This is a genomic window from Acinetobacter sp. BEC1-S18-ESBL-01, assembly GCF_014169935.1.
Lineage (GTDB): Bacteria > Pseudomonadota > Gammaproteobacteria > Pseudomonadales > Moraxellaceae > Acinetobacter > Acinetobacter pittii.
Window position 1 is genome coordinate 3,142,211 of record NZ_AP022302.1, and the last position, 23,670, is coordinate 3,165,880.

11 protein-coding genes and 1 pseudogene are annotated in these 23,670 nt (G+C 39.9%); 2 read left to right on the forward strand and 10 right to left on the reverse strand.

All coding sequences use genetic code 11. The features are described from left to right. Nucleotides 1-93: 93 nt before the first annotated feature. The 6 genes from H7R46_RS19515 to H7R46_RS15020 all read right to left on the reverse strand — a co-directional run bounded on the left by H7R46_RS19515 (nt 94) and on the right by H7R46_RS15020 (nt 14,141). On the reverse strand, nt 94-6,516 hold the full coding sequence (locus H7R46_RS19515; RefSeq protein ID WP_413773220.1) for an ABSDF2314 family large adhesin: 6,423 nt from the start codon (nt 6,514-6,516) through the stop codon (nt 94-96). A gap of 449 nt (nt 6,517-6,965) precedes the next feature. After that, a protein-coding gene (locus H7R46_RS15000) for an IS3 family transposase (RefSeq protein WP_085944219.1) occupies nt 6,966-8,110 on the reverse strand; the annotation gives its coding sequence in 2 pieces (ribosomal slippage) (nt 6,966-7,846 and nt 7,846-8,110; 1,146 coding nt in all). A 54-nt stretch (nt 8,111-8,164) separates the two neighbouring features. Beyond that, nucleotides 8,165-9,373 carry an HlyD family efflux transporter periplasmic adaptor subunit gene (locus H7R46_RS15005; protein ID WP_182924220.1) on the reverse strand — a complete coding sequence of 403 codons (1,209 nt, stop codon included), beginning with the start codon at nt 9,371-9,373 and terminating at the stop codon, nt 8,165-8,167. Then, on the reverse strand, nt 9,370-11,511 hold the full coding sequence (locus H7R46_RS15010) for a type I secretion system permease/ATPase (RefSeq protein WP_086260927.1): 2,142 nt from the start codon (nt 11,509-11,511) through the stop codon (nt 9,370-9,372). The genes H7R46_RS15005 and H7R46_RS15010 overlap by 4 nt, the downstream gene beginning before the upstream one ends. Beyond that, nucleotides 11,508-13,040: a TolC family protein gene (locus H7R46_RS15015; RefSeq protein ID WP_005071136.1), complete on the reverse strand. Its 1,533-nt coding sequence runs from the start codon at nt 13,038-13,040 to the stop codon at nt 11,508-11,510. The genes H7R46_RS15010 and H7R46_RS15015 overlap by 4 nt, the downstream gene beginning before the upstream one ends. Before the next feature lie 501 nt (nt 13,041-13,541). Then, a complete protein-coding gene (locus H7R46_RS15020) occupies nt 13,542-14,141 on the reverse strand; it encodes a TetR/AcrR family transcriptional regulator (protein ID WP_005071138.1) in 600 nt (199 codons plus the stop codon). A 121-nt stretch (nt 14,142-14,262) separates the two neighbouring features. On the opposite strand from H7R46_RS15020, the gene H7R46_RS15025 reads away from it, so the two are divergent. After that, on the forward strand, nt 14,263-14,592 hold the full coding sequence (locus H7R46_RS15025; RefSeq protein WP_005071141.1) for a darcynin family protein: 330 nt from the start codon (nt 14,263-14,265) through the stop codon (nt 14,590-14,592). 176 nt (nt 14,593-14,768) lie between these two features. Here H7R46_RS15025 and H7R46_RS15030 read toward each other — a convergent pair whose 3' ends face one another. Then, entirely contained in the window at nt 14,769-15,371 is a 603-nt protein-coding gene (locus H7R46_RS15030) for a hypothetical protein (RefSeq protein ID WP_005071143.1), read from the reverse strand. 315 nt (nt 15,372-15,686) lie between these two features. Here H7R46_RS15030 and H7R46_RS15035 point away from each other — a divergent pair. Next, nucleotides 15,687-16,049: pseudogene (locus tag H7R46_RS15035) on the forward strand (darcynin family protein). Between the two features lie 81 nt (nt 16,050-16,130). Here the strand turns inward: H7R46_RS15035 and H7R46_RS15040 are convergent. The 3 genes from H7R46_RS15040 to H7R46_RS15050 all read right to left on the reverse strand — a co-directional run bounded on the left by H7R46_RS15040 (nt 16,131) and on the right by H7R46_RS15050 (nt 23,202). Beyond that, nucleotides 16,131-21,929 carry a calcium-binding protein gene (locus tag H7R46_RS15040; protein WP_182924221.1) on the reverse strand — a complete coding sequence of 1,933 codons (5,799 nt, stop codon included), beginning with the start codon at nt 21,927-21,929 and terminating at the stop codon, nt 16,131-16,133. 94 nt (nt 21,930-22,023) lie between these two features. Next, nucleotides 22,024-22,335, reverse strand: a complete 312-nt coding sequence (locus H7R46_RS15045; protein WP_005071149.1) for a hypothetical protein — start codon at nt 22,333-22,335, stop codon at nt 22,024-22,026. Between the two features lie 312 nt (nt 22,336-22,647). Then, nucleotides 22,648-23,202 (reverse strand): TetR/AcrR family transcriptional regulator, encoded by a 555-nt coding sequence (locus H7R46_RS15050; RefSeq protein ID WP_005071151.1) that lies wholly within the window; start codon nt 23,200-23,202, stop codon nt 22,648-22,650. Between the last annotated feature and the right edge of the window lie 468 nt (nt 23,203-23,670).

Here is a 23,670-nt window from a genome sequence, read left to right on the forward strand (position 1 = left end):
CGACTAATACTTTTAAAAACTGTTTTTCAATAAAAAAAGAGAAGGCACTGGTGCCTTCTCTTTTATTTACAGATTTCTATCAACAACAATCAATTAAAACAACAACTGATTATTATTCAATAACTCATCCAGTGTTGTATCTGTATTTTTCAATACAATGAGATCAGTTGAGTTATAGGTATTTCCAGTACCATCTCGATCAATACTAATCAAAGTATTACCCGCACCGTCAGAAGTAACAGACACATAATTAGAGATATTGCTTGCATTAGCGCCATTTAACAATGAACTAATATCAACTTTATCACCTTGTGCCAAATTAAAGTCAGTCCATTCATCCTTACCATTGCCACCTGTTGCATCAGCAGCGTTCAGTAAGTTATAGACAACTGTATCTGCACCAGCTCCAGTAGTAATAATGTCGTGGCTAGCGGTACTGATGGCCTCACTACCAATATTCACGGTCAAAGTTGCAGGTGTACTTTCATCACCTGTTGCAGCAACCAGTTTATAGTTCAATGTAGCGACATCACCAGAAGTAGCAGAACTATTTGCTGTGAACGTATATGTTCCATTTGCCGAAACAACGAATGTACCATCCTCAACCGTGATTGTTTGACCATTCGCTTGTACATATGTACCAGGCGAAGTTTCTACAAATACTTTTGTACTTGCTCCACCCGTTACATCTACACCATTACCAGAATCATCTGTTAACAAGTTACCCGTAGCAGTTACCGTCGCACCATTACCAACGAATTGGTCATAATGTGTGAAAGTAGCATTTACAGTAGTGTTGACAGTAGTTGTATTCGTTCCAGCAATCAGAGGAATATTAGATTCTGTGCTACCAAACACGATACGCCATTGACTAGCAGTGTCTGATGCAGAAACCTGATAAGAGCCACTGATCAACACAGTACCGCCAGCATCACCTAAGATTGGTGATGAATGTACAACAGAAGCTGATGCTCCAGGTTGAGTTGTCCAAACACCATTCACAAGTTTTTGCACTTGATAACTGAAAGTATCACCATTAGCAGAGCTATCGAGGATACCACCTTGTGTAGTTACTGAGAAATTAAGCGATGCGGCAGTATTTGCAGCGACATTAATCACATCGCTCGTATCACTACCAGCAATTGAAGTAGCAGCGCCAAATAACGGTTTCGTACTACTTGCAGCCATACTACCCGTATCAACAGTTGTATTGGTTGATGGAACTAATGTAATCGCAGCTGCTGCTGTATTATCAGTTGCCGTCAACTCTACGACACCATCTTGAGTTGGATCTTCTGGCCATGTGATATCAAGATCATTTGTATCAATGCGAACATTTAAAGTCGCTGTATCTTGATGCCCGTCACTATCCTGAATGGTGTAAGTGAAACTATCTACTTTACCTAAACTATTTGGAATGGTGAAATCACGGATGTATTCATAATTACCATTCTTATCAATAAACAACTCACCATATTCACCTTGAATACGAGTAAATGCTTCACTGTCTTGTGGTAGAGCAGTTATCACACCATCTTCATTAGCAACACTGATAACCGTTGCTGTTTCACCAGCATGAATCACATCAGCAACGTCCGTTGGATTTTCAGGATTATTTGCTGTAATCACATTACCTTTTGCAACGACATCACCATAATCACTCAACACCTCGTTGGTAACAGAAATTGAAGCGATACCAATTCCTGTAACTTGTACGCCCTCACCTGGAGTTAATACAAGTGCATATTGTCCTTCAGGTAGATTACTGATGGATGCTCCACCTCCCATGACGCCTAAACCAACTCCAAGCATGGATCCAGCATTATCTATTTTATTATAGAGCTCATATCCACCCGTATTCTCGTTATAACGAAGAATATTAAGGTCATAAGAACCAATACCACCACCTATTAGAACTCCACCAAAAGATACATCAAACGATGCAATTCCACCTTCAGGTACAGTCACTGTAATTGGTGTTTGACCTTTCAAGTCAATAATTGGCCCAATCAATGATAATGATGGGAAGGTTACTAACGCACCACCCGGAATATCAGGATGAGTTACTACAGGATTAACCTCACTTAATACCGTAGCAATATCATCAATAGCATCAATGAAAACTGGAACTATAGATGTGACTGGTAATGAAGTATTACCTGCTGCATCTGTCGCTGTTGCTGTGACAACATCGCCAGTTACTAATGTGCCAGGATTAGCTACAGACCAAGTACCATCACCTTCTGTAGTAGTAGTAATGGTACTACCATCTGGGAAGGTTACAGTTACTGTTGAACCTGGTTCTGCCGTACCTGTGATCGGATCAACATCATCCAATTCATCAATAGCAATTACTGGAGGTACAGTATCTACAACTTCTGTTGCCGGTACTGATTCATTACCTGCTGCATCTGTCGCTGTTGCTGTTACAACATCGCCATTATTCAAGCCTGGGTTCGGTACTGTCCAGCTTCCATCTGTACCTGCAACAACTGTTGCTGTGGTGCCATCTGGGTAAGTCACTGTCACTGTTGAACCTGGTTCTGCCGTACCCGTAATCGGATCCGTGCCATTGATTGGATCAATCTCTGGTGCAGTCGGAGCCAATGCATCTACAACTTCCGTTGCCGGTACTGATTCATTACCTGCTGCATCTGTCGCTGTTGCTGTTACAACATCGCCATCATTCAAGCCTGGGTTCGGTACTGTCCAGCTTCCATCTGTACCTGCAACAACTGTTGCTGTGGTGCCATCTGGGTAAGTCACTGTCACTGTTGAACCTGGTTCTGCCGTACCCGTAATCGGATCCGTGCCATTGATTGGATCAATCTCTGGTGCAGTCGGAGCCAATGCATCTACAACTTCCGTTGCCGGTACTGATTCATTACCTGCTGCATCTGTCGCTGTTGCTGTTACAACATCGCCATCATTCAAGCCTGGGTTCGGTACTGTCCAGCTTCCATCTGTACCTGCAACGACTGTCGCTGTGGTGCCATCTGGGTAAGTCACTGTCACTGTTGAACCTGGTTCTGCCGTACCTGTGATCGGATCCGTGCCATTGATTGGATCAATCTCTGGTGCAGTCGGAGCCAATGCATCTACAACTTCCGTTGCCGGTACTGATTCATTACCTGCTGCATCTGTCGCTGTTGCTGTTACAACATCGCCATCATTCAAGCCTGGGTTCGGTACTGTCCAGCTTCCATCTGTACCTGCAACAACTGTTGCTGTGGTGCCATCTGGGTAAGTCACTGTCACTGTTGAACCTGGTTCTGCCGTACCCGTAATCGGATCCGTGCCATTGATTGGATCAATCTCTGGTGCAGTCGGAGCCAATGCATCTACAACTTCCGTTGCCGGTACTGATTCATTACCTGCTGCATCTGTCGCTGTTGCTGTTACAACATCGCCATCATTCAAGCCTGGGTTCGGTACTGTCCAGCTTCCATCTGTACCTGCAACGACTGTCGCTGTGGTGCCATCTGGGTAAGTCACTGTCACTGTTGAACCTGGTTCTGCCGTACCTGTGATCGGATCCGTGCCATTGATTGGATCAATCTCTGGTGCAGTCGGAGCCAATGCATCTACAACTTCCGTTGCCGGTACTGATTCATTACCCGCTGGATCTGTCGCTGTTGCTGTTACAACATCGCCATCATTCAAGCCTGGGTTCGGTACTGTCCAGCTTCCATCTGTACCTGCAACAACTGTTGCTGTGGTGCCATCTGGGTAAGTCACTGTCACTGTTGAACCTGGTTCTGCCGTACCTGTAATCGGATCCGTGCCATTGATTGGATCAATCTCTGGTGCAGTCGGAGCCAATGCATCTACAACTTCCGTTGCCGGTACTGATTCATTACCCGCTGGATCTGTCGCTGTTGCTGTTACAACATCGCCATCATTCAAGCCTGGGTTCGGTACTGTCCAGCTTCCATCTGTACCTGCAACAACTGTTGCTGTGGTGCCATCTGGGTAAGTCACTGTCACTGTTGAACCTGGTTCTGCCGTACCTGTAATCGGATCCGTGCCATTGATTGGATCAATCTCTGGTGCAGTCGGAGCCAATGCATCTACAACTTCCGTTGCCGGTACTGATTCATTACCCGCTGGATCTGTCGCTGTTGCTGTTACAACATCGCCATCATTCAAGCCTGGGTTCGGTACTGTCCAGCTTCCATCTGTACCTGCAACAACTGTTGCTGTGGTGCCATCTGGGTAAGTCACTGTCACTGTTGAACCTGGTTCTGCCGTACCCGTAATCGGATCCGTGCCATTGATTGGATCAATCTCTGGTGCAGTCGGAGCCAATGCATCTACAACTTCCGTTGCCGGTACTGATTCATTACCCGCTGCATCTGTCGCTGTTGCTGTTACAACATCGCCATTATTCAAGCCTGGGTTCGGTACTGTCCAGCTTCCATCTGTACCTGCAACAACTGTTGCTGTGGTGCCATCTGGATAAGTCACTGTCACTGTTGAACCTGGTTCTGCCGTACCCGTAATCGGATCCGTGCCATTGATTGGATCAATCTCTGGTGCAGTCGGAGCCAATGCATCTACAACTTCCGTTGCCGGTACTGATTCATTACCTGCTGGATCTGTCGCTGTTGCTGTTACAACATCGCCATCATTCAAGCCTGGGTTCGGTACTGTCCAGCTTCCATCTGTACCTGCAACAACTGTTGCTGTGGTGCCATCTGGGTAAGTCACTGTCACTGTTGAACCTGGTTCTGCCGTACCCGTAATCGGATCCGTGCCATTGATTGGATCAATCTCTGGTGCAGTCGGAGCCAATGCATCTACAACTTCCGTTGCCGGTACTGATTCATTACCTGCTGCATCTGTCGCTGTTGCTGTTACAACATCGCCATCATTCAAGCCTGGGTTCGGTACTGTCCAGCTTCCATCTGTACCTGCAACGACTGTCGCTGTGGTGCCATCTGGGTAAGTCACTGTCACTGTTGAACCTGGTTCTGCCGTACCTGTAATCGGATCCGTGCCATTGATTGGGTCAATCTCTGGTGCATCTGGCGCGGTTGTATCTGAATCGCTGTCGGAATCAGAGTCACTGTCAGAGTCAGAATCGCTGTCAGAATCAGAGTCGCTGTCAGAATCAGAGTCGCTGTCGGAATCAGAGTCGCTGTCGGAATCAGAATCGCTGTCGGAATCAGAATCGCTGTCAGAGTCTGAGTCACTGTCGCTATCAGAGTCTGAGTCACTGTCAGAATCAGAGTCGCTGTCAGAATCAGAGTCGCTGTCAGAGTCAGAATCGCTGTCGGAATCAGAGTCGCTGTCGCTATCAGAGTCTGAGTCACTGTCAGAATCAGAGTCGCTGTCAGAATCAGAGTCGCTGTCAGAGTCAGAATCGCTGTCGGAATCAGAGTCGCTGTCGCTATCAGAGTCGCTGTCAGAGTCAGAATCGCTGTCAGAGTCAGAATCGCTGTCGGAATCAGAGTCGCTGTCAGAGTCAGAATCGCTGTCGGAATCAGAGTCACTGTCGGAATCAGAGTCACTGTCAGAGTCAGAATCGCTGTCAGAATCAGAGTCGCTGTCAGAGTCTGAGTCGCTGTCGGAATCAGAGTCGCTGTCAGAATCAGAGTCGCTGTCAGAGTCAGAGTCGCTGTCAGAGTCTGAGTCGCTGTCAGAGTCAGAATCGCTATCAGAGTCAGAATCGCTGTCGCTGTCGCTGTCAGAGTCAGAGTCTGAGTCACTGTCAGAGTCAGAATCGCTGTCAGAGTCTGAGTCACTGTCAGAGTCTGAGTCGCTGTCGCTATCAGAATCAGAGTCACTGTCGGAATCAGAGTCGCTGTCGCTATCAGAGTCAGAGTCGCTGTCAGAGTCTGAGTCACTGTCGGAATCAGAGTCGCTGTCAGAATCAGAGTCGCTGTCGGAATCAGAGTCGCTGTCGCTATCAGAGTCGCTGTCGGAATCAGAGTCACTGTCAGAGTCTGAGTCGCTGTCGGAATCAGAGTCGCTGTCAGAGTCAGAATCGCTGTCAGAGTCAGAATCGCTGTCAGAGTCTGAGTCACTGTCAGAGTCAGAATCGCTGTCAGAGTCTGAATCGTTATTTAAATTATTATTTTTATCATCACTATCATGTGCCCACCACAAAATTCCTGCTGCGGTTAGCGGTACAGATAACCACGCCCATGGAGATGCAACTCCATCGTGATAAAGAAGCGGTTCTATACTATCAATATAACTATAAGTAATATTTTCTAATAATGCCCCGTTGGCATCAGTAAATTGTACCCAAATTAATTTATGATTGTTATCCTCAAAAACTAAGCTATTATCAGTTGAATAATTACTACCGTTAAAAAAATCAACTATTACTATTTGTTCACCATTTTTTAAAGTAATAATTGCATTTCGACCATCTTGTCTAATTTCGGAAACATCATCTTTATTTACTTTTATTAAAATAACAGATGCTTCGGAAAGAGAGACTGTATCCTTTGTCGTAATTTCTAAGGTTTCATGACTCTCCTTAGAAACCACCCTTATCTCTGACATATTTATTCCCCTTGTACAGGATTATTTAATTAAACCAATCCAATTTAAAGCCCTTATTTTTTGAAATAAGAAGAGCCCAAATTAAGGAATAAACTAGAGAAAACAAAAGCCAACCTCAACGCAAAAACCAATTATAAACATGAATCACGTCACGAAAAATGTGACAAAAATAAGTTTGTTTATTAACCAAATAAAAAATTAAAATAATAAATATTGTTTTTCAAAAACTTATAAATAAATAATACTCACAATAGTGTTTTAATTTTCTTATGTTTTAAAACATAAATAATAAAAACCACACATTTAAAACAAAAATTTTTATTATTAATATCTATATAGCTTTTAAATATTTAAAAGCTATATAGATTTAATTTTTTATCTTTCTCTCAGAGGTGGTCCCACATGTTTGAACAACTAAAAGCTTATTTATAAGTGATACTCTGCTCTAGTTAAGCTACCTTATTTTGTTGTGGTAGCTGGTCATAGTAAAACTCATCTGGAGTCATTTTGTCCAGACTCGAATGAGGTCGTTTCAAATTATAAAATTCAAAATATGCGTTTAATTGCTTCTTCGCATCCAAAACATTGCTGTAGGCTTTGAGATACACCTCTTCATATTTAACGCTCCGCCATAATCGTTCAACCATCACATTATCAACCCATCGACCTTTACCATCCATGCTGATTTGGATGTCATTTGATTTCAATACATCAATAAATGCATCACTGGTAAACTGACTGCCTTGGTCTGTATTAAATATTTCAGGTCGACCATATTTTTCAATAGCTTCATTTAATGTTTCTATGCAAAATGTAACCTCCATACTAATCGATACTCTATGCGCAAGTACCTTGCGGCTATGCCAATCAATCACAGCACATAAATAAACAAAGCCTTTTGCCATAGGGATATACGTTATATCCGTAGACCACACTTGATTACTGCGCTGAATAGCCAATCCTTTGAGCAGATATGGATATTTGCGGTGAGCTTGATTAGCCTGGCTTAAATTTGGTTTGCAATATAACGCATTAATGCCCATTTTCTTCATTAAAGTACGTGTATGACGTCGTCCTATATGATGTCCTTGACGATTCAACAAATCACGCATCATACGGCTACCTGCAAAAGGGTATTGCATATGTAACTCATCCATACACCGCATCAGCTTCAGATCTGATGCACTCACAGGTTTTGGGCGATAGTAATAACAACCACGGGAGACTTTCAGCAGCTGAGCTTGCTTAGATACTGAAATCTGAAGTGAGTCATCGATTAACTTTTGTGGTTGAAGCGGCCCAGTTTCTTCAACACACCTTCTAAAAAATCAATTTCTAATGCCTGCTCACCGATTTTTGCATGTAGTTTTTTTAGATCGATGGGTGGTTCTGTTGGAGCTTTTGATTGATCGAAAGCTTGCGAGGAAGCTGAAATCAGTTGATTTTTCCAGTCGATAATTTGGTTTTGATGAACATCAAATTCAGCACTCAATTCAGCAAGTGTTTTTTCTGCTTTAATCGCAGCAAGTGCTACCTTAGCTTTAAAATCATTTGAATGATTTCTTCTTGGTCTACGTGCCATAAAATACTCCATATATTGATGTTTATAACATCATTTGGGGAGCAAAATATCACTTATAAGTGTTGTTCAAATTTCCTGATCCACCTCTCTCAAAGCTTCTTTGGCTTTATTAAATGGTTTAAGTAAGTAATCGAGTATTGTTTTTTGACCAGTACGAATATCTACTGTTGCCACCATACCCGGTGTAATACCAAAAGCTTTACCTTCTTTATTGTAAAGTTTGTCGGAATCAGTGCGGATATAAACACGATAATAGAATTGATCCTGTTTCACTTCATCACGAATGGTGTCTGGTGAAATAACCGTAACCTTACCTTTTAAACCACCATAAATTGAGTAGTCATAGGCAGTGATTTTAACCAGTGCTTCTTGTCCCGGACGAATAAAGGCAATGTCGCGCGGCAAAATACGCGCTTCAATCAGCAGTTGCTCATCAATCGGTACAATCGTCATCAATTTACCGTTTTGTGGAACAACACCACCATGGGTAGTCACCGCAATTTCTTTGACGACACCACGCACTGGTGCTCTGAACACTGCACGGTCTAAACTGTCACTACGACCCAGCACGATTTGTTGTTGCGTTTCGCTATCCGTATTCGCTTTAGATAACTCTTCACGCGCTTTCACATAGTACTGGTTCTGCGCATCATTCATTTTATTTTGCAAATCATTTGCTTCACGACGTAAACGTAAAACCTCAACCTCACTTGCTGCACCTTTAGCAACCAAAGGCTCTGTCATCGCCAGTTCTTGTTGTACTAACTGTAAAGCTTGCCTAAAACCCGCAAGGGTTTCTTCAAGATTGGCTCTGCGAGATGTATATAATGCAGTTTCTTCTTGTACTAACTTTGGTTCTTTCATCACAATTTCAGGAAAAACCAAAGGTGTACCGTTTACTTCCGCACGCAAACGCGCTGCTGTCGCTTGAGCAGAGATCAGCAAAGATCTTGATTCACCAACATTTGATGCAAAACGGGTTGGATCGAGCTGTGCAAGAATTTCGCCCTTTTGAACAATGTCACCTTCTTGTACATTCAGCTTAGTTAAGATACCGCCTTCTAAAGACTGGATGACCTGTTCTTTAGATGATGGAATGACTTTACCTGTACCAGTAGAAACTTCTTCAAGTTTAAATACCCACGCCCAGATAAAGAAAATAACCAAGCCAATGCCCACAATCCAGATCACTAAACTTGCACGTGGTAAGGGTGGCTCACTATAAGAGACATTCATTGAACGGGTGAGTTGTTGTTCTTGTTGTGGTTCGCTCATGAATTACCCCCTTGGCTCACTTGTTTTTGTTGGGCTGTTGATTGATTGAGTACCTGATCTCTTGGACCGTCCATCACGATTTTGCCTTCATTCACGACAATAATACGGTCTACAAGTTCTAATACAGCGCGGCGGTGGGTCGCAACGACCAAAGTACGATGTGCCAGCCAACCTTTTAAATGATCAATCAGTTGTTTCTCTGCCACGTCATCAATGGCTGCTGTCGGTTCGTCTAACAATAAAATGTTCGGTTGACGAATCAATAGACGAGCCAGTAACAATGCTTGTTTCTGACCACCAGAGAAACCAACACCACCTTCTAAAATCAGGTGATCAAGCCCTTCTTTTTTCTCTTGAACAAAAGGTAATGCACCCGTTACCACTAATGCACGAAGAATCTCTTCATCCGTTGCAAGCGGTGCGCCCAAAGTGAGGTTTTCACGAATCGTACCGTAGAAAAGATGCGCATTCTGGTTGAGTAAGCCCATATCACGACGTACATCAGACGGATCAATTAATGAAAGATCCAGACCATCTAAATGTACTGCGCCTTGAGTTGGAACTTGCATACCCGATAGAAGCTGGAGCAGTGTTGATTTACCTGCACCGTTACGCCCCAATATTGCAATTTTTTCACCAGCGCGAATTTTTAAATGACGAACCGCAAGGCTAGGACGCGGTTCATCCTCACTATATTGAAACAAGACATTTTTTAGTTCGTAATCGCCATTTAAAACAGCCTTATGTACCAGATGAGAACCCTCTGGCTGATCAATCGGACGTTGCATAAGCTCATCTAGGCTTTGTTTTGCAACTTTCGCCTGCTGTAAACGCCCTAAAACACCTGTGATATGACTAATCGGTGCCAACATTCGTGAAGATAAAATTGAACAAGCCACTAATGCACCTGTCGTCATTTCACCATCCATCACGGCAAAACACCCCACCAAAACGACAAGTGCGTAGGTCAAACCTTGAATCTTTTGGGTCCATGCCATTAAGGTACCGACAATTTTACGCTGTCTCATACCAATGTCAGCTGAAACTTCGTTCATGTGGTTCCACTGGTTTTGGAAACGAGACTCAGCACGTAATAACTTGATGTCTTCAATACCCTGCACCGCTTCAACAAGAATGGCGTTACGGATTGATGATTCTCTCATGCCCTCTTGTGCGAGTTGCGCTAGCTTTTTCTGTGCCAGAATACCCGGCAAAAGCATAAGTGGCACAACCAACAACATCACCCAAAACAGTTTTCCACCGATAATCGCAAAAATGATCAGGAACAGGAAAAAGAACGGAAAATCTGCCATCGCAGTAATGGTAGTTGAAGTCACCAGTTCACGCACACCTTCGAGCTCACGAATTTGGGAAATAAAACTACCGGTAGACTTTGAGCGGTCTTTATTTCTGATGCGTAAGGCATGGCCAAATACACGATCAGATACCCGCAAGTCAGCACGTTTACCAATAATATCGGATAAATAAACTCTAGCTACACGTAAAGTAAACTCAAAAATAGCTGCAATGAGTACACCACCTGCCAGCACCCATAAAGTTGGAATAGACTGTGAAGGAACAACACGGTCATACACTTGCATTGAGAAAATAATGGTTGCCAGTGCCAAGACATTGGCAATCAGTGAGGCAAACATAATGTCAACGTAGCGTTTCCAGTCTCTTAAAACAATCGACCAGAACCAGCTTGCTTCGTATGGTTTGATATATTCGTCAATACGCGCATCGGGAATAGACGTTTCAGGGCGCAAAATATAAATATTTTTGACCGTATCTTTCAAAGCACTTAAAGACGCATTTTGCGAAAGTCCCTGATCTCCACTAAACTGGATACTGACATTTCCTTGAGTATCGGCCTTATCAATTACACCAACTTGTCCGTCATTAAACTCGACCATGACCGGTAGACGCCATGGATTAAGTAAATCTAATGAAAAAGGTACTTTACGTAAATTGAGTCCAACCTGACGTGTCATTAACTGCAAAACATCATCAAGGTTTTGATTTTGGTTCCAGTCAAGTTGTAAACGGATTCTTTCTTCTGAAGGCTCAATTCTATAATGTTTAGCAATCGTTAAGACCGCCTGCAACCAGGGCTGGTAATTTATTTTTGTCATCATGGTTGTACTTCGAACCCCTGAATTGAAATATTATTTAAGTCATAAGCTTGGCGGGAACGTCCTGTTGCTGCAATGTACTGAACAATACTGCTGTAGATGTCATAACGTGCAGTTTCAAGTTCTGAATTGGCACTATGAATCGCCTGTTCAGCATTCAATAAGTCAACCAATGAACGGGTACCGAGTTTGTACTGCTCTTGATAAAGTTCGCGTGTACGAACTGTCGTCGCTTGGCGGTTGGCTAAAACCTGCATTTGACGTTGTTTATTTTCAATTTGCTCACGACTGGTTCTGATCTGATCGAGCACATCCAGATACACAGAATTCACTTTGGATTTAGCGGCTTCTTCTGCATAACTTGCCATTTTTACCTGAGAAGAAACTGATCCACCTTGATAAAACTGACTGGTGGCTTCAAGCATGATGGAACTATATAAACCGTCATCTTCATTATTGTTTGGGTTTCTTCCGTTAATAGCCTGACTCAAAGAGCCTTTCACTGCCAAAGTCGGATAACGACTCAGTCGGGTCTGTTCCTTTTGAGCTTTAGCCACTTCAATGCCCGCTTGTGCAGCGATCATTTTTGGAATGGTATTAAACTCAGGTTCACTATAAAGACCAGATTGTTTCACTAAATCGTCAGGAATGATCCATGATTTATTAAAAACATCTACGCCTACCAGAGTTCTTAAATGTTGTTGGTATTGACGTAATAAAGATTGCTGTGCAATGAGTGTTGACTGCGCAGATTCTAAATATGTTTGTGCCTGAACTGGATCAGCTTGGCTACTAATACCAGCATTTGCACGTAAATTAGCGATTTCCTGAATTCGCTGAATACCCGCAATTTGCTGCTCGGCAATTTTATTTAATTGGAGATAGCGCTGAATATTGATAATCGACTGAGCCACATCAAGTGCAATATCGTCAATGCTGACCAACACATTCGCCTGTTCGACTTGGAGTTTGGCCTTCTCAACCGATACACCTGATTTGACTTTACCAAAATCAAAAAGCATTTGAGTTGCAGATAATGTGAGTAACTGCCTTCCCCGCTCACCGCTACTCAAGTCACCTGTGGTAATACCACCTGAAATTTGAGAGTAATAACCCGCCTTCGCAACATCAATACCAGCGTTTTGGCCAGCTAAAGTTGAAATGGCTTGAGAAATGTTAGGATTTCGTTGAACTGCATATTGAACAGCATCAACTAAACTGACTTGATTATTCCACATCACAGTAGAAGTCGGTAAATAATTCCCATCATTTCCAAACCGTTGAAATTGGTTCTGATCAAAGCCTAAATTACTTAATTTTTGGAAGTCGATAGATCGATAGCTTTCATCTGGTGTGGGTTTAAAGAGCTTAGAAACTTTTTTTGTTAAGTTTTTTCCCGAGTTAACAGACACCGTCTCTGCTTTTGTGATTGATATTGATAAACTAGAAGCAATACAAAAATATAAAAAAAACTTTGTACCTGATTTGATTATAAGTTGTAAATCATTGTGTGGAAGAGGCAATTTACTCATTAGAAGATCTAATCTCTTGAAATATTTTAAAACAATCCAAAACTTATTTAAAAATTATTAACCCCCACACATTAAACAAATAATTTTCAGAATAATTTTCTTTTAAAAAAATAAAGCGAAAAATGATTATTTTTTAAAAACATTAACTAAACAATTAATTTTTTTAAAATTTAAATTATAAAAATAAGTTTTAAACACACACATTTAAAACCTAATAAAACTATACAACTCAACAGCTATAGTAAAAATTTTAAATAAAAAAAACCTACCCCTTGGGGAAGTGGTAGGCTATAAAATCTAAAAAATCATATATTAAAGATATATCATTTATTTAAAAGCAGCAATAATGATTAATTTAAATAAATTTAAAACACATGATTAAAAACATATAAAATTAATAAAAACACTCCCCCATCTATTTTATAAACACAATATATATTTTGCGAAAAAGGATGGCAATAACAGCCCTTTTTATATCTACAGATTCATAAATTAATAATATTACGTCAGATCCAAATACCCAAATACAGCCTTTTCAACTCGCTGCTGTAAATGGTTTAAATCACTTTCCCCTACTATGCCTGCTGCGTTAATCATTCCTTTACTTAAAGCAATCACATCTTGTGCGGCTGTCTGCGCATGTGAAATGCCAGAATGTATAAACAGATCAGAAATTATGGTTTCAAGCTCGTGTTGATGCTCACTTTCCTCAATGTCTTTTCCAATCAGTTCGGAAGCAAACTCTAAAGTTCGTGCCAACTGCGGACGGCTCAATTGATGTTGCACAGCAGCCTGAATGATGAGTTTTAATTTTTCTTTTAAGTCTGCGGCTTCATGCTGCTGTATGGCTTCAACAATATGGCTTGAAAGTTTGGCGCGCTCACGTCGAATTAACTCGACAATTAAAGCATCTTTAGATGGAAAGTATTGATATAGGCTACCAATGCTTACGCCAGCAAGTTCAGCCACGGCATTTGTGTTAAATCCAGCAAAGCCTAACGTCTCTAAAATGCGAGCAGCCGCCTCTAAAATGGCTTCAAAGGTAGCCACTGAGCGTGTTTGACGCGGGCGTTTGCGTGGGTCTGGAAGTGTTTCTGACATGGGCCGAAATGCGAGTATTTAATGTGAGCAATCACTCATATACTGACTGAGTCATGTTGATATGACAAGCAAATGCTGTTTTTTCAGTTGAACTACAACTCGGCCCTGTCATGGAGTGGTTATGTCTAGAACCTATACTTTTTTTATTCATTTAAGAGCTTTGCCTGCTTGGTTGGCTTTAGCTCGTGAAAAGCGGGCTGAGTTTAGTGCACAGAAGCTTGAACCGATTTTTGAAAAGTACCCGACTGTAAAAGTTCGATGGTATGACGTTGAAGCATTTAGCACTAAAGTCAGTGATATTGCTGTATTTGAAACGACATCTTTGCAAGATTATTATTTTGTGATTGATGCGATACGAGACTCTGAGTTTTGTACAGTGCCCTACTTTGAGTTTGTAGAGATTATTCCTGCAATTGAAGATGGATATGTGGAGTATGAGGGTTCTTTATAAACTCTATTAGTCTAATTAATTAAAAACAGATATTACATATCAATTTCAAACAATTACAATAAATTTTTAAAATTTGTAAGAACATATAAAATTAAATCTACTAAAAATAAAAAAATATTCAAAAAAACAACACCATTACCACTTCAGGGTCATGGTGTTATTACAAATAATCTATTTTACTTAAACCAATTTAAAATCCATGTTTTAATATTATTGAAAGTACTAACAATAGAATCCCAAGCACCTTTTATCCATACAATAATATCTGAAACAATTTTAACAATATAATCAACCAACCTAGTAAATAAATCATTGATTAAATCACTAATTTTTTGTGCTGCAACGATGATAAGGTTTTGAGCTACAGGAAAAGTATTACCAATCTTTTCTGCTTCTGCAAAAATCTTCTCAATATTATCATTTGCTTTCTTCTTAGCATCCTCTTTAATTTTATTCAGTTTATCTTTAAATTTTGAGTGTGAACTATCAGAATTACCACTATCTTTCAGCTCTTTAGCAGATTTTTTTAATTCTTCTTCGATAGTTGAAGCAGTATTTGTAGACAAATCCTTTGCTTGATTTTGTAAATCATTCAATTTACTTTGAACAGAATTATCTGCTAATTCACTATCATCAGCGACCAGATACTTATTCGTTGCCTCCATTAAACCTAAAGAATCTTCAACCAAATTAGGATAATATGGTATTGCCACACCATTATTAATATTATTTTGGTAGTGCTCTTTCATTTCATTTAGAACATTAACGAAGTTTGTCATATATTATTCCTATAATACTTTTTAATAATTAGCAAGATATTTATTATGATTAGAATTTTTTAAATTTTTCATTATGATTAATATAAAATAATTCTCACCACAACACAAAATAGATTAACATAGTAAATCTATAAGTAAATATCTCACTCCACATCAATTACAAATAAAAAACAATAAAATTATTATTAAATTAAAATTAAAAATCATTTAAAAAAATCACAAAAGCGCTTAAAAAAACTACATTTTAATTAATTATTTTAAATATTAAAACAATCTAAATAATATTGTTAGCAGAAGTATTTCATAAATGTTTTAATGCGAACTGTCACCTCTAAAATATTCTCAAATTATACCCTAAACCTATACTTTTTTATTCATTTAAGAGCCTTGCCTGCTTGGGTGGCTTTAGCTCGTGAAAAGCGGGCTAAGTTTAGTACATAAAAGCTTGAACCTATTTTTGAAAAGTACCCAACTGTAAAAGTTCGGTGGTATGACATTAAAGTATTTAGCACTAAAGCGAGTGATATTGCGGTGTTTGAGACGATATCTCTGCAAGATTATTATTTTGTGATTGATGCGATTCGAGACTCTGAGTTTTGTACAGTGCCCTACTTCGAGTTTGTAGAGATTATTCCAGCAATTGAAGATGGGTATTTGGAGTATGAAAGTTCTTTATAAAAATTATGAATAAAAAACCGCTATCTAATAGCGGTTTTTTATTCAATCTTTAAGATCTAAATTGAAGTATCACTGATGAAACTAAACAATAAAAACATCAGCTTTAATTAAGTCATCCAAACTAGCTACATTTGTTTGATTATTTAAAATTAATAGCTTGGTAGCTGAATAATTTACATCATTTCCGTCTCTATCCAAACTTAGCGTAATTGTTGAACCACTTTTTTCAAATGATACAAACTGATTGAGATTTTCTTTACTCGCTTGACCAACAATTAAATCAGAAATATTGATTTTATCTCCATGAGAAATGTTAAAGTCTGACCATGTATCAACACCATTACCACCTACAGCATCATTTCCCAAACCTTCTAAAATTTTGAAAATCACAGTATCAGCACCAATTCCACCATTCAATGTGTCGTTTCCTGCTCCCCCATTCAGAAGATCGTTACCATCTCCACCATTTAAGATATCATTTCCAGTACCACCGATTAGAATATCCTTTCCAATATTACCTGTTAATGTATCATCACCAGTTGTACCAATAATCTCTAAACCTATCTTAGGAATATCTGAAGATATTATGGTCTGGTCAGAGAAAGTAAACTTCTCAATGTCGTAATAAGTATTAAAGAAGCCCTTAATCGTGATTTCGTCACCTTCGTTATAGCCAGATAACTTCAGGTCAGTTCCTTCTTTCCGGAACTTTACTTCATCAAATTTCACATCTGTAAACTTGATAATGTCTTCACCAGCAGTACCAGCGCTGTAGTCACTAATGATGTCCTGTCCATGGCCTTTCGAGAAGATATAGGTATCACCTTGATATCCACCTTCAAGATAGTCATTACCCGTGCCACCAACCAGGATATCTACACCAGCTCCGCCATACAGCTTGTCATTACCACTGCCTCCGTCAAGTACATCGTCAGAACCTGAAGCAGTCACGATATCGTCTCCAGCCCCAGCCTTTACGATGCTCTTGTTTGACCAGGTTGTAATTGTCTCACCTGCATCCGTACCATCAAACGTCAATCCGTTCTGGCGGAAATAGTCCATGGTAACGGTCTGGTCCGAGAAGACAAACTTCTCAATATCATAATAGGTATTAAAGAAGCCCTTAATCGTGATTTCGTCACCTTCGTTATAGCCAGATAACTTCAGGTCAGTTCCTTCTTTCCGGAACTTTACTTCATCAAATTTCACATCTGTAAACTTGATAATGTCTTCACCAGCAGTACCAGCGCTGTAGTCACTAATGATGTCCTGTCCATGGCCTTTCGAGAAGATATAGGTATCACCTTGATATCCACCTTCAAGATAGTCATTACCCGTGCCACCAACCAGGATATCTACACCAGCTCCGCCATACAGCTTGTCATTACCACTGCCTCCGTCAAGTACATCGTCAGAACCTGAAGCAGTCACGATATCGTCTCCAGCCCCAGCCTTTACGATGCTCTTGTTTGACCAGGTTGTAATTGTCTCACCTGCATCCGTACCATCAAACGTCAATCCGTTCTGGCGGAAATAGTCCATGGTAACGGTCTGGTCCGAGAAGACAAACTTCTCAATATCATAATAGGTATTAAAGAAGCCCTTAATCGTGATTTCGTCACCTTCGTTATAGCCAGATAACTTCAGGTCAGTTCCTTCTTTCCGGAACTTTACTTCATCAAATTTCACATCTGTAAACTTGATAATGTCTTCACCAGCAGTACCAGCGCTGTAGTCACTAATGATGTCCTGTCCATGGCCTTTCGAGAAGATATAGGTATCACCTTGATATCCACCTTCAAGATAGTCATTACCCGTGCCACCAACCAGGATATCTACACCAGCTCCGCCATACAGCTTGTCATTACCACTGCCTCCGTCAAGTACATCGTCAGAACCTGAAGCAGTCACGATATCGTCTCCAGCCCCAGCCTTTACGATGCTCTTGTTTGACCAGGTTGTAATTGTCTCACCTGCATCCGTACCATCAAACGTCAATCCGTTCTGGCGGAAATAGTCCATGGTAACGGTCTGGTCCGAGAAGACAAACTTCTCAATATCATAATAGGTATTAAAGAAGCCCTTAATCGTGATTTCGTCACCTTCGTTATAGCCAGATAACTTCAGGTCAGTTCCTTCTTTCCGGAACTTTACTTCATCAAATTTCACATCTGTAAACTTGATAATGTCTTCACCAGCAGTACCAGCGCTGTAGTCACTAATGATGTCCTGTCCATGGCCTTTCGAGAAGATATAGGTATCACCTTGATATCCACCTTCAAGATAGTCATTACCCGTGCCACCAACCAGGATATCTACACCAGCTCCGCCATACAGCTTGTCATTACCACTGCCTCCGTCAAGTACATCGTCAGAACCTGAAGCAGTCACGATATCGTCTCCAGCCCCAGCCTTTACGATGCTCTTGTTTGACCAGGTTGTAATTGTCTCACCTGCATCCGTACCATCAAACGTCAATCCGTTCTGGCGGAAATAGTCCATGGTAACGGTCTGGTCCGAGAAGACAAACTTCTCAATATCATAATAGGTATTAAAGAAGCCCTTAATCGTGATTTCGTCACCTTCGTTATAGCCAGATAACTTCAGGTCAGTTCCTTCTTTCCGGAACTTTACTTCATCAAATTTCACATCTGTAAACTTGATAATGTCTTCACCAGCAGTACCAGCGCTGTAGTCACTAATGATGTCCTGTCCATGGCCTTTCGAGAAGATATAGGTATCACCTTGATATCCACCTTCAAGATAGTCATTACCCGTGCCACCAACCAGGATATCTACACCAGCTCCGCCATACAGCTTGTCATTACCACTGCCTCCGTCAAGTACATCGTCAGAACCTGAAGCAGTCACGATATCGTCTCCAGCCCCAGCCTTTACGATGCTCTTGTTTGACCAGGTTGTAATTGTCTCACCTGCATCCGTACCATCAAACGTCAATCCGTTCTGGCGGAAATAGTCCATGGTAACGGTCTGGTCCGAGAAGACAAACTTCTCAATATCATAATAGGTATTAAAGAAGCCCTTAATCGTGATTTCGTCACCTTCGTTATAGCCAGATAACTTCAGGTCAGTTCCTTCTTTCCGGAACTTTACTTCATCAAATTTCACATCTGTAAACTTGATAATGTCTTCACCAGCAGTACCAGCGCTGTAGTCACTAATGATGTCCTGTCCATGGCCTTTCGAGAAGATATAGGTATCACCTTGATATCCACCTTCAAGATAGTCATTACCCGTGCCACCAACCAGGATATCTACACCAGCTCCGCCATACAGCTTGTCATTACCACTGCCTCCGTCAAGTACATCGTCAGAACCTGAAGCAGTCACGATATCATCTCCAGCCCCAGCCTTTACGATGCTCTTGTTTGACCAGGTTGTAATCGTCTCACCTGCATCCGTACCATCAAACGTCAATCCGTTCTGGCGGAAATAGTCCATGGTAACGGTCTGGTCCGAGAAGACAAACTTCTCAATATCATAATAGGTATTAAAGAAGCCCTTAATCGTGATTTCGTCACCTTCGTTATAGCCAGATAACTTCAGGTCAGTTCCTTCTTTCCGGAACTTTACTTCATCAAATTTCACATCTGTAAACTTGATAATGTCTTCACCAGCAGTACCAGCGCTGTAGTCACTAATGATGTCCTGTCCATGGCCTTTCGAGAAGATATAGGTATCACCTTGATATCCACCTTCAAGGTAATCATTATCCGTGCCACCAACCAGGATATCTACACCATCTCCGCCATACAGCTTGTCATTACCACTGCCTCCAACTAAAGTATCGGAACCAGCAGCACCATTTAATATGTCATTTCCTGAAGCACTTACTAAAATATCATCTTGAACTGTACCATTTAAAGTATCATCCAATTTTGTTCCGATAATAAAACCTGATTGATCTAATGTTTTTAGATCAACTTTAGATGCTAAATCGTCCCACAGTCCTTGATCAATTACTTCATTTAAGAATTGAATTAATAATATTTTTCCTTCTGGCAACCAATTAGTTAAAACATCAGGATGATGGTTTACTAAATCAGTTAAATCTGTAAATGCTTTCTCCGGATTAGTTATAAAAGTTTGCTCTAATTTTTCCTGAATTCCGGAATAATCAAACAACTCAGATGGATTTGTTGCTTGTAAATTAAATTTAATCTCTGCCAGATAATCATCTAAGCGAGTTTGATAAAGTAAACCCGTATAAATCCCTTCTTTTAAACTCATATATGCATTATTTATAGTATTAAATACATTCTTAATATCTGCTTCATTGTCATAATAAATTTGTGAAGATTTTGAACCAGAAAATGCATTTAATATTGGAAGCATATAATGGATTTTATCTAACATTATCTTCGATTCTTGTGACAATGGTGCTGCCAAAGTACCTGTCGATGCTTGTCCCGGGGTTAATGCAATACCTTCATTAGCAGTTTTAACCCAAGATACCATTTGCAATTCATTTGCTTCTTTAAAATCTGGATCAGTTTTTGCCCAATTTAAAATCAATTGATCTAATAGATCATACTGCTCAGATCTAGTTTCTGCATTTGAATAATTTTTTAATGTTTCTGCTAATTCTGGAGATAAAGCGGCAGCTTCTCTAAGATCACGAACACGTCCAGCACCTTGTAGATTAGCAGCTTGTTGTTGTTCTGCTGTTAGTTCGATAGCGTTATTAAAACTGCTGTAGATACTATTAAAACTAAAATTGACGTCTCCCATTATATGGCTTTGACCATCTAGAGTTTCAAAGCTTCCAGTTTGAGCCAAGATGTTGTCATTACCCAACGCAGTATCAGTATTTGTATGATTTAAATTTAAAGATTGAATCCCTAACTCAGTTAAACCAAATAATTCATTCGTCTGACTAACTCCATCTTGGTTTAGGTCACGCCAAACTTTAAGCTGCTCAAAGTTTGTATCTTCAGCATTTACTTTACCATCGCCATTACTGTCAAATTCAGCTAGAGCAGCATAACCATTAGTTGCTTGGCTACCATCCTTCAAAGTTACACTGTCACCAAATAACTCACTACCATCATTAATGACACCATCACCATTGCGATCCAATACTAGGATACCGTCATCCGAACCAACCCAACCTGTTGATGTACGGATACCATCATTATCATGATCGAATAACACACCAGCCCATTTATTGGCAGCAATCGTTTCAATACCATCCCCATCTAGATCTAAGACAACTGGATCATAAATATGATACTTCTTTACACCATCGCTATTTGGATCGATATTTTTCCACGGATTCCAATCATCTGGGAACCAGCTATAAAACTCTTTTGACCAATCCTCTAATACTTCACCAACAAAACCAGGCAATAAATCAGGGTCTAGTTCCGGGAATGTTCCATCGTGTTGCATTTTCTGTATTTCTGAAAGAGCATTAGCTAAAGCATCTGCTATTTGCGGTCCTTTTTCTGCAATATTAGAACCCACCCCTAGAAATCCTGAAAGTGCATTTAATTGCGCACTTAACCCAGGTTTGTCTACTGCAAGAGCTGCGAGACTTGTTGCTGTAGACATTGCCGCCAGAGTATTTGAAATTGCCCCAGAGTAATTTCCTTGATCTATATTGATCATAGCTTGAGTCAAAGCTGCACCAGTTAAGGCCGCATCAACTTGATATTTTAAACCAGTTAAACCTGCTGCCGTATTGGAGTTATTATTAGCATTTGCTAATGTAATCCCAACACCTAAAGTTGTTGAAACTAATGAAAGCTGAGCTATTTGCCGGTCAATACCTGTTCCATCTCCCTGTGAAATAGCTGAATTTAAATCATTAACATTACTATATAATTCATTAATTTGTATAATTAAAGAAGAACTCATTTAAACCCCTAGTTAAAGTATTTTTAGTATAAAGTCACAAAAAATGTTATTTAATTCCCCCCACTAAATTAAAATAGAAATATTAAAAAAATAATTACAAAACTATTGTAAAAAAACCTGAAGCCAATAAAACTCCAGTACTAAAAGCACCCAAAACACTAATAAAATTTACAATACGTTGTTCTTTTTTTCTTATATATTTCTTTATTTGATTTAACAAAAAAAACATAAAAAAGAATAAAAAATAAACAACAAAACTATTAACTGAATATAAGTCATTAAAATAATTTATCCCTTTACTTCTTTTAGCAAGAAGATAAAACATAAAAATAGAATAACTGACCAATCCAAAAAAAAGAGCAATAATCACCCACACTTCTGATTTGCTCATAATTTCGTTTTTCATAAATCCCCCAATAAAAAAGTAATTAAACTAAATTTTCATGAAATATAAAACTATTTAATTTTAAATTTATTATTTCAATTTACATTGAAAAATATTCTGCCTTTTTATCTTCCAGCCTTCTTTAAATTTTCATATAAAATAAGCCGAAATTTTCAACATTATCCTTTCGTATTGCTATAGTTATTCTTAAATGATTAGTCACTGTTTTCTCTTTTTAAGTTTCACAATATTTGTTTGATGCAATATTACCATTAAGTTACTTTTTTATAAGGTAAAATTTTACCACTACGACAAATATTGTCGTTTATAAAACTAATATCCCCTCTCCCAAAACCTCTCCAACACCACATCCCGTTCATTCAAACTGTTAGAGCTTAAAACCTGTAGCATCAAGCCATCAATTAAGTTTAAAACCATGTTGGCATCGGGTTTGAGTTTGTTAGTTTCCAGACTAAAAACTAAATCAAAAATTTCTTTCAATAGCCATTTTCGATATTCAACTGCCATGCGGTAAGCCCGTGGATAAAGCAGTTTTAATTCAAAAATGGCTTTAAACAAAAGATGGTAAAGGCTATTTACATCGACATGTAAGCGGACAATTTCTTTGAGTTTATCGGCTGCGTTTGGGTAGCGATGTGAATAGACAATTGCTAGAACTTCTTCTTTGAGTCGGCTTTTTTGAAAGATTAGACACATTTCAACAAGGCGTTCTTTCGAGTGAAAGTAGTTATAAAAAGTCGCTTTTTGAATTTTGGATTTTTTGATAATCAGGTCTACGCCTGCATTATGGAATCCATGCGTCGTAAAGAGTTGGATGGCGGTTTGAATAACCTGTAATTTTTTGGAAGATCTTTCTAAAGTTGGCATAGTTTTACCGTTATAAGTTCTTGTTGTTTCTGCATGAGATAAAAAGCCTGTGCCCTTTCTGGGAGAAAAAAAGGCACAGCAAAGCCGTAAGACGGTGCTTGGCACATCTCAAGTTTTGTTTTGCTAAGTTTTAAGTAAAAATGACTTAAAGCCTGAAAACCTTATGGCATTCAAGCTGCTGTAAATTTTTAAGCTGTGTCGTTATAGCTTTTGGCACGGAGTACCAAAAAATGATGGATGTGCATAGCCAACTCCTGATTTTGGGAGTTCTGCCAAAGCATTCATTTGGAAGTATGGTGGCAGAACGAAAGAGGGTTGACAGACTGGTGAAAGATTTAACCAGCACACCCGAAGGTGTCCCTCTCCCGTCCTACCGCTACGGGAGGAGACGAGGAGTTTACGCATAAGACTATCCCTCAGACGGAATAACTCTGATGCGATCTTTCATTCAGCCTGTCAAAGCCGGCT

Coding starts and splice junctions, on each gene's coding strand:
- H7R46_RS15015 (WP_005071136.1), bottom strand. CDS start 13,040: ATGAGTAAATTGCCTCTTCCACACAATGATTTACAACTTATAATCAAA.
- H7R46_RS15010 (WP_086260927.1), bottom strand. CDS start 11,511: ATGATGACAAAAATAAATTACCAGCCCTGGTTGCAGGCGGTCTTAACG.
- H7R46_RS15040 (WP_182924221.1), bottom strand. CDS start 21,929: ATGAGTTCTTCTTTAATTATACAAATTAATGAATTATATAGTAATGTT.
- H7R46_RS15030 (WP_005071143.1), bottom strand. CDS start 15,371: ATGACAAACTTCGTTAATGTTCTAAATGAAATGAAAGAGCACTACCAA.
- H7R46_RS15045 (WP_005071149.1), bottom strand. CDS start 22,335: ATGAAAAACGAAATTATGAGCAAATCAGAAGTGTGGGTGATTATTGCT.
- H7R46_RS15050 (WP_005071151.1), bottom strand. CDS start 23,202: ATGCCAACTTTAGAAAGATCTTCCAAAAAATTACAGGTTATTCAAACC.
- H7R46_RS19515 (WP_413773220.1), bottom strand. CDS start 6,516: ATGTCAGAGATAAGGGTGGTTTCTAAGGAGAGTCATGAAACCTTAGAA.
- H7R46_RS15020 (WP_005071138.1), bottom strand. CDS start 14,141: ATGTCAGAAACACTTCCAGACCCACGCAAACGCCCGCGTCAAACACGC.
- H7R46_RS15025 (WP_005071141.1), top strand. CDS start 14,263: ATGTCTAGAACCTATACTTTTTTTATTCATTTAAGAGCTTTGCCTGCT.
- H7R46_RS15005 (WP_182924220.1), bottom strand. CDS start 9,373: ATGAGCGAACCACAACAAGAACAACAACTCACCCGTTCAATGAATGTC.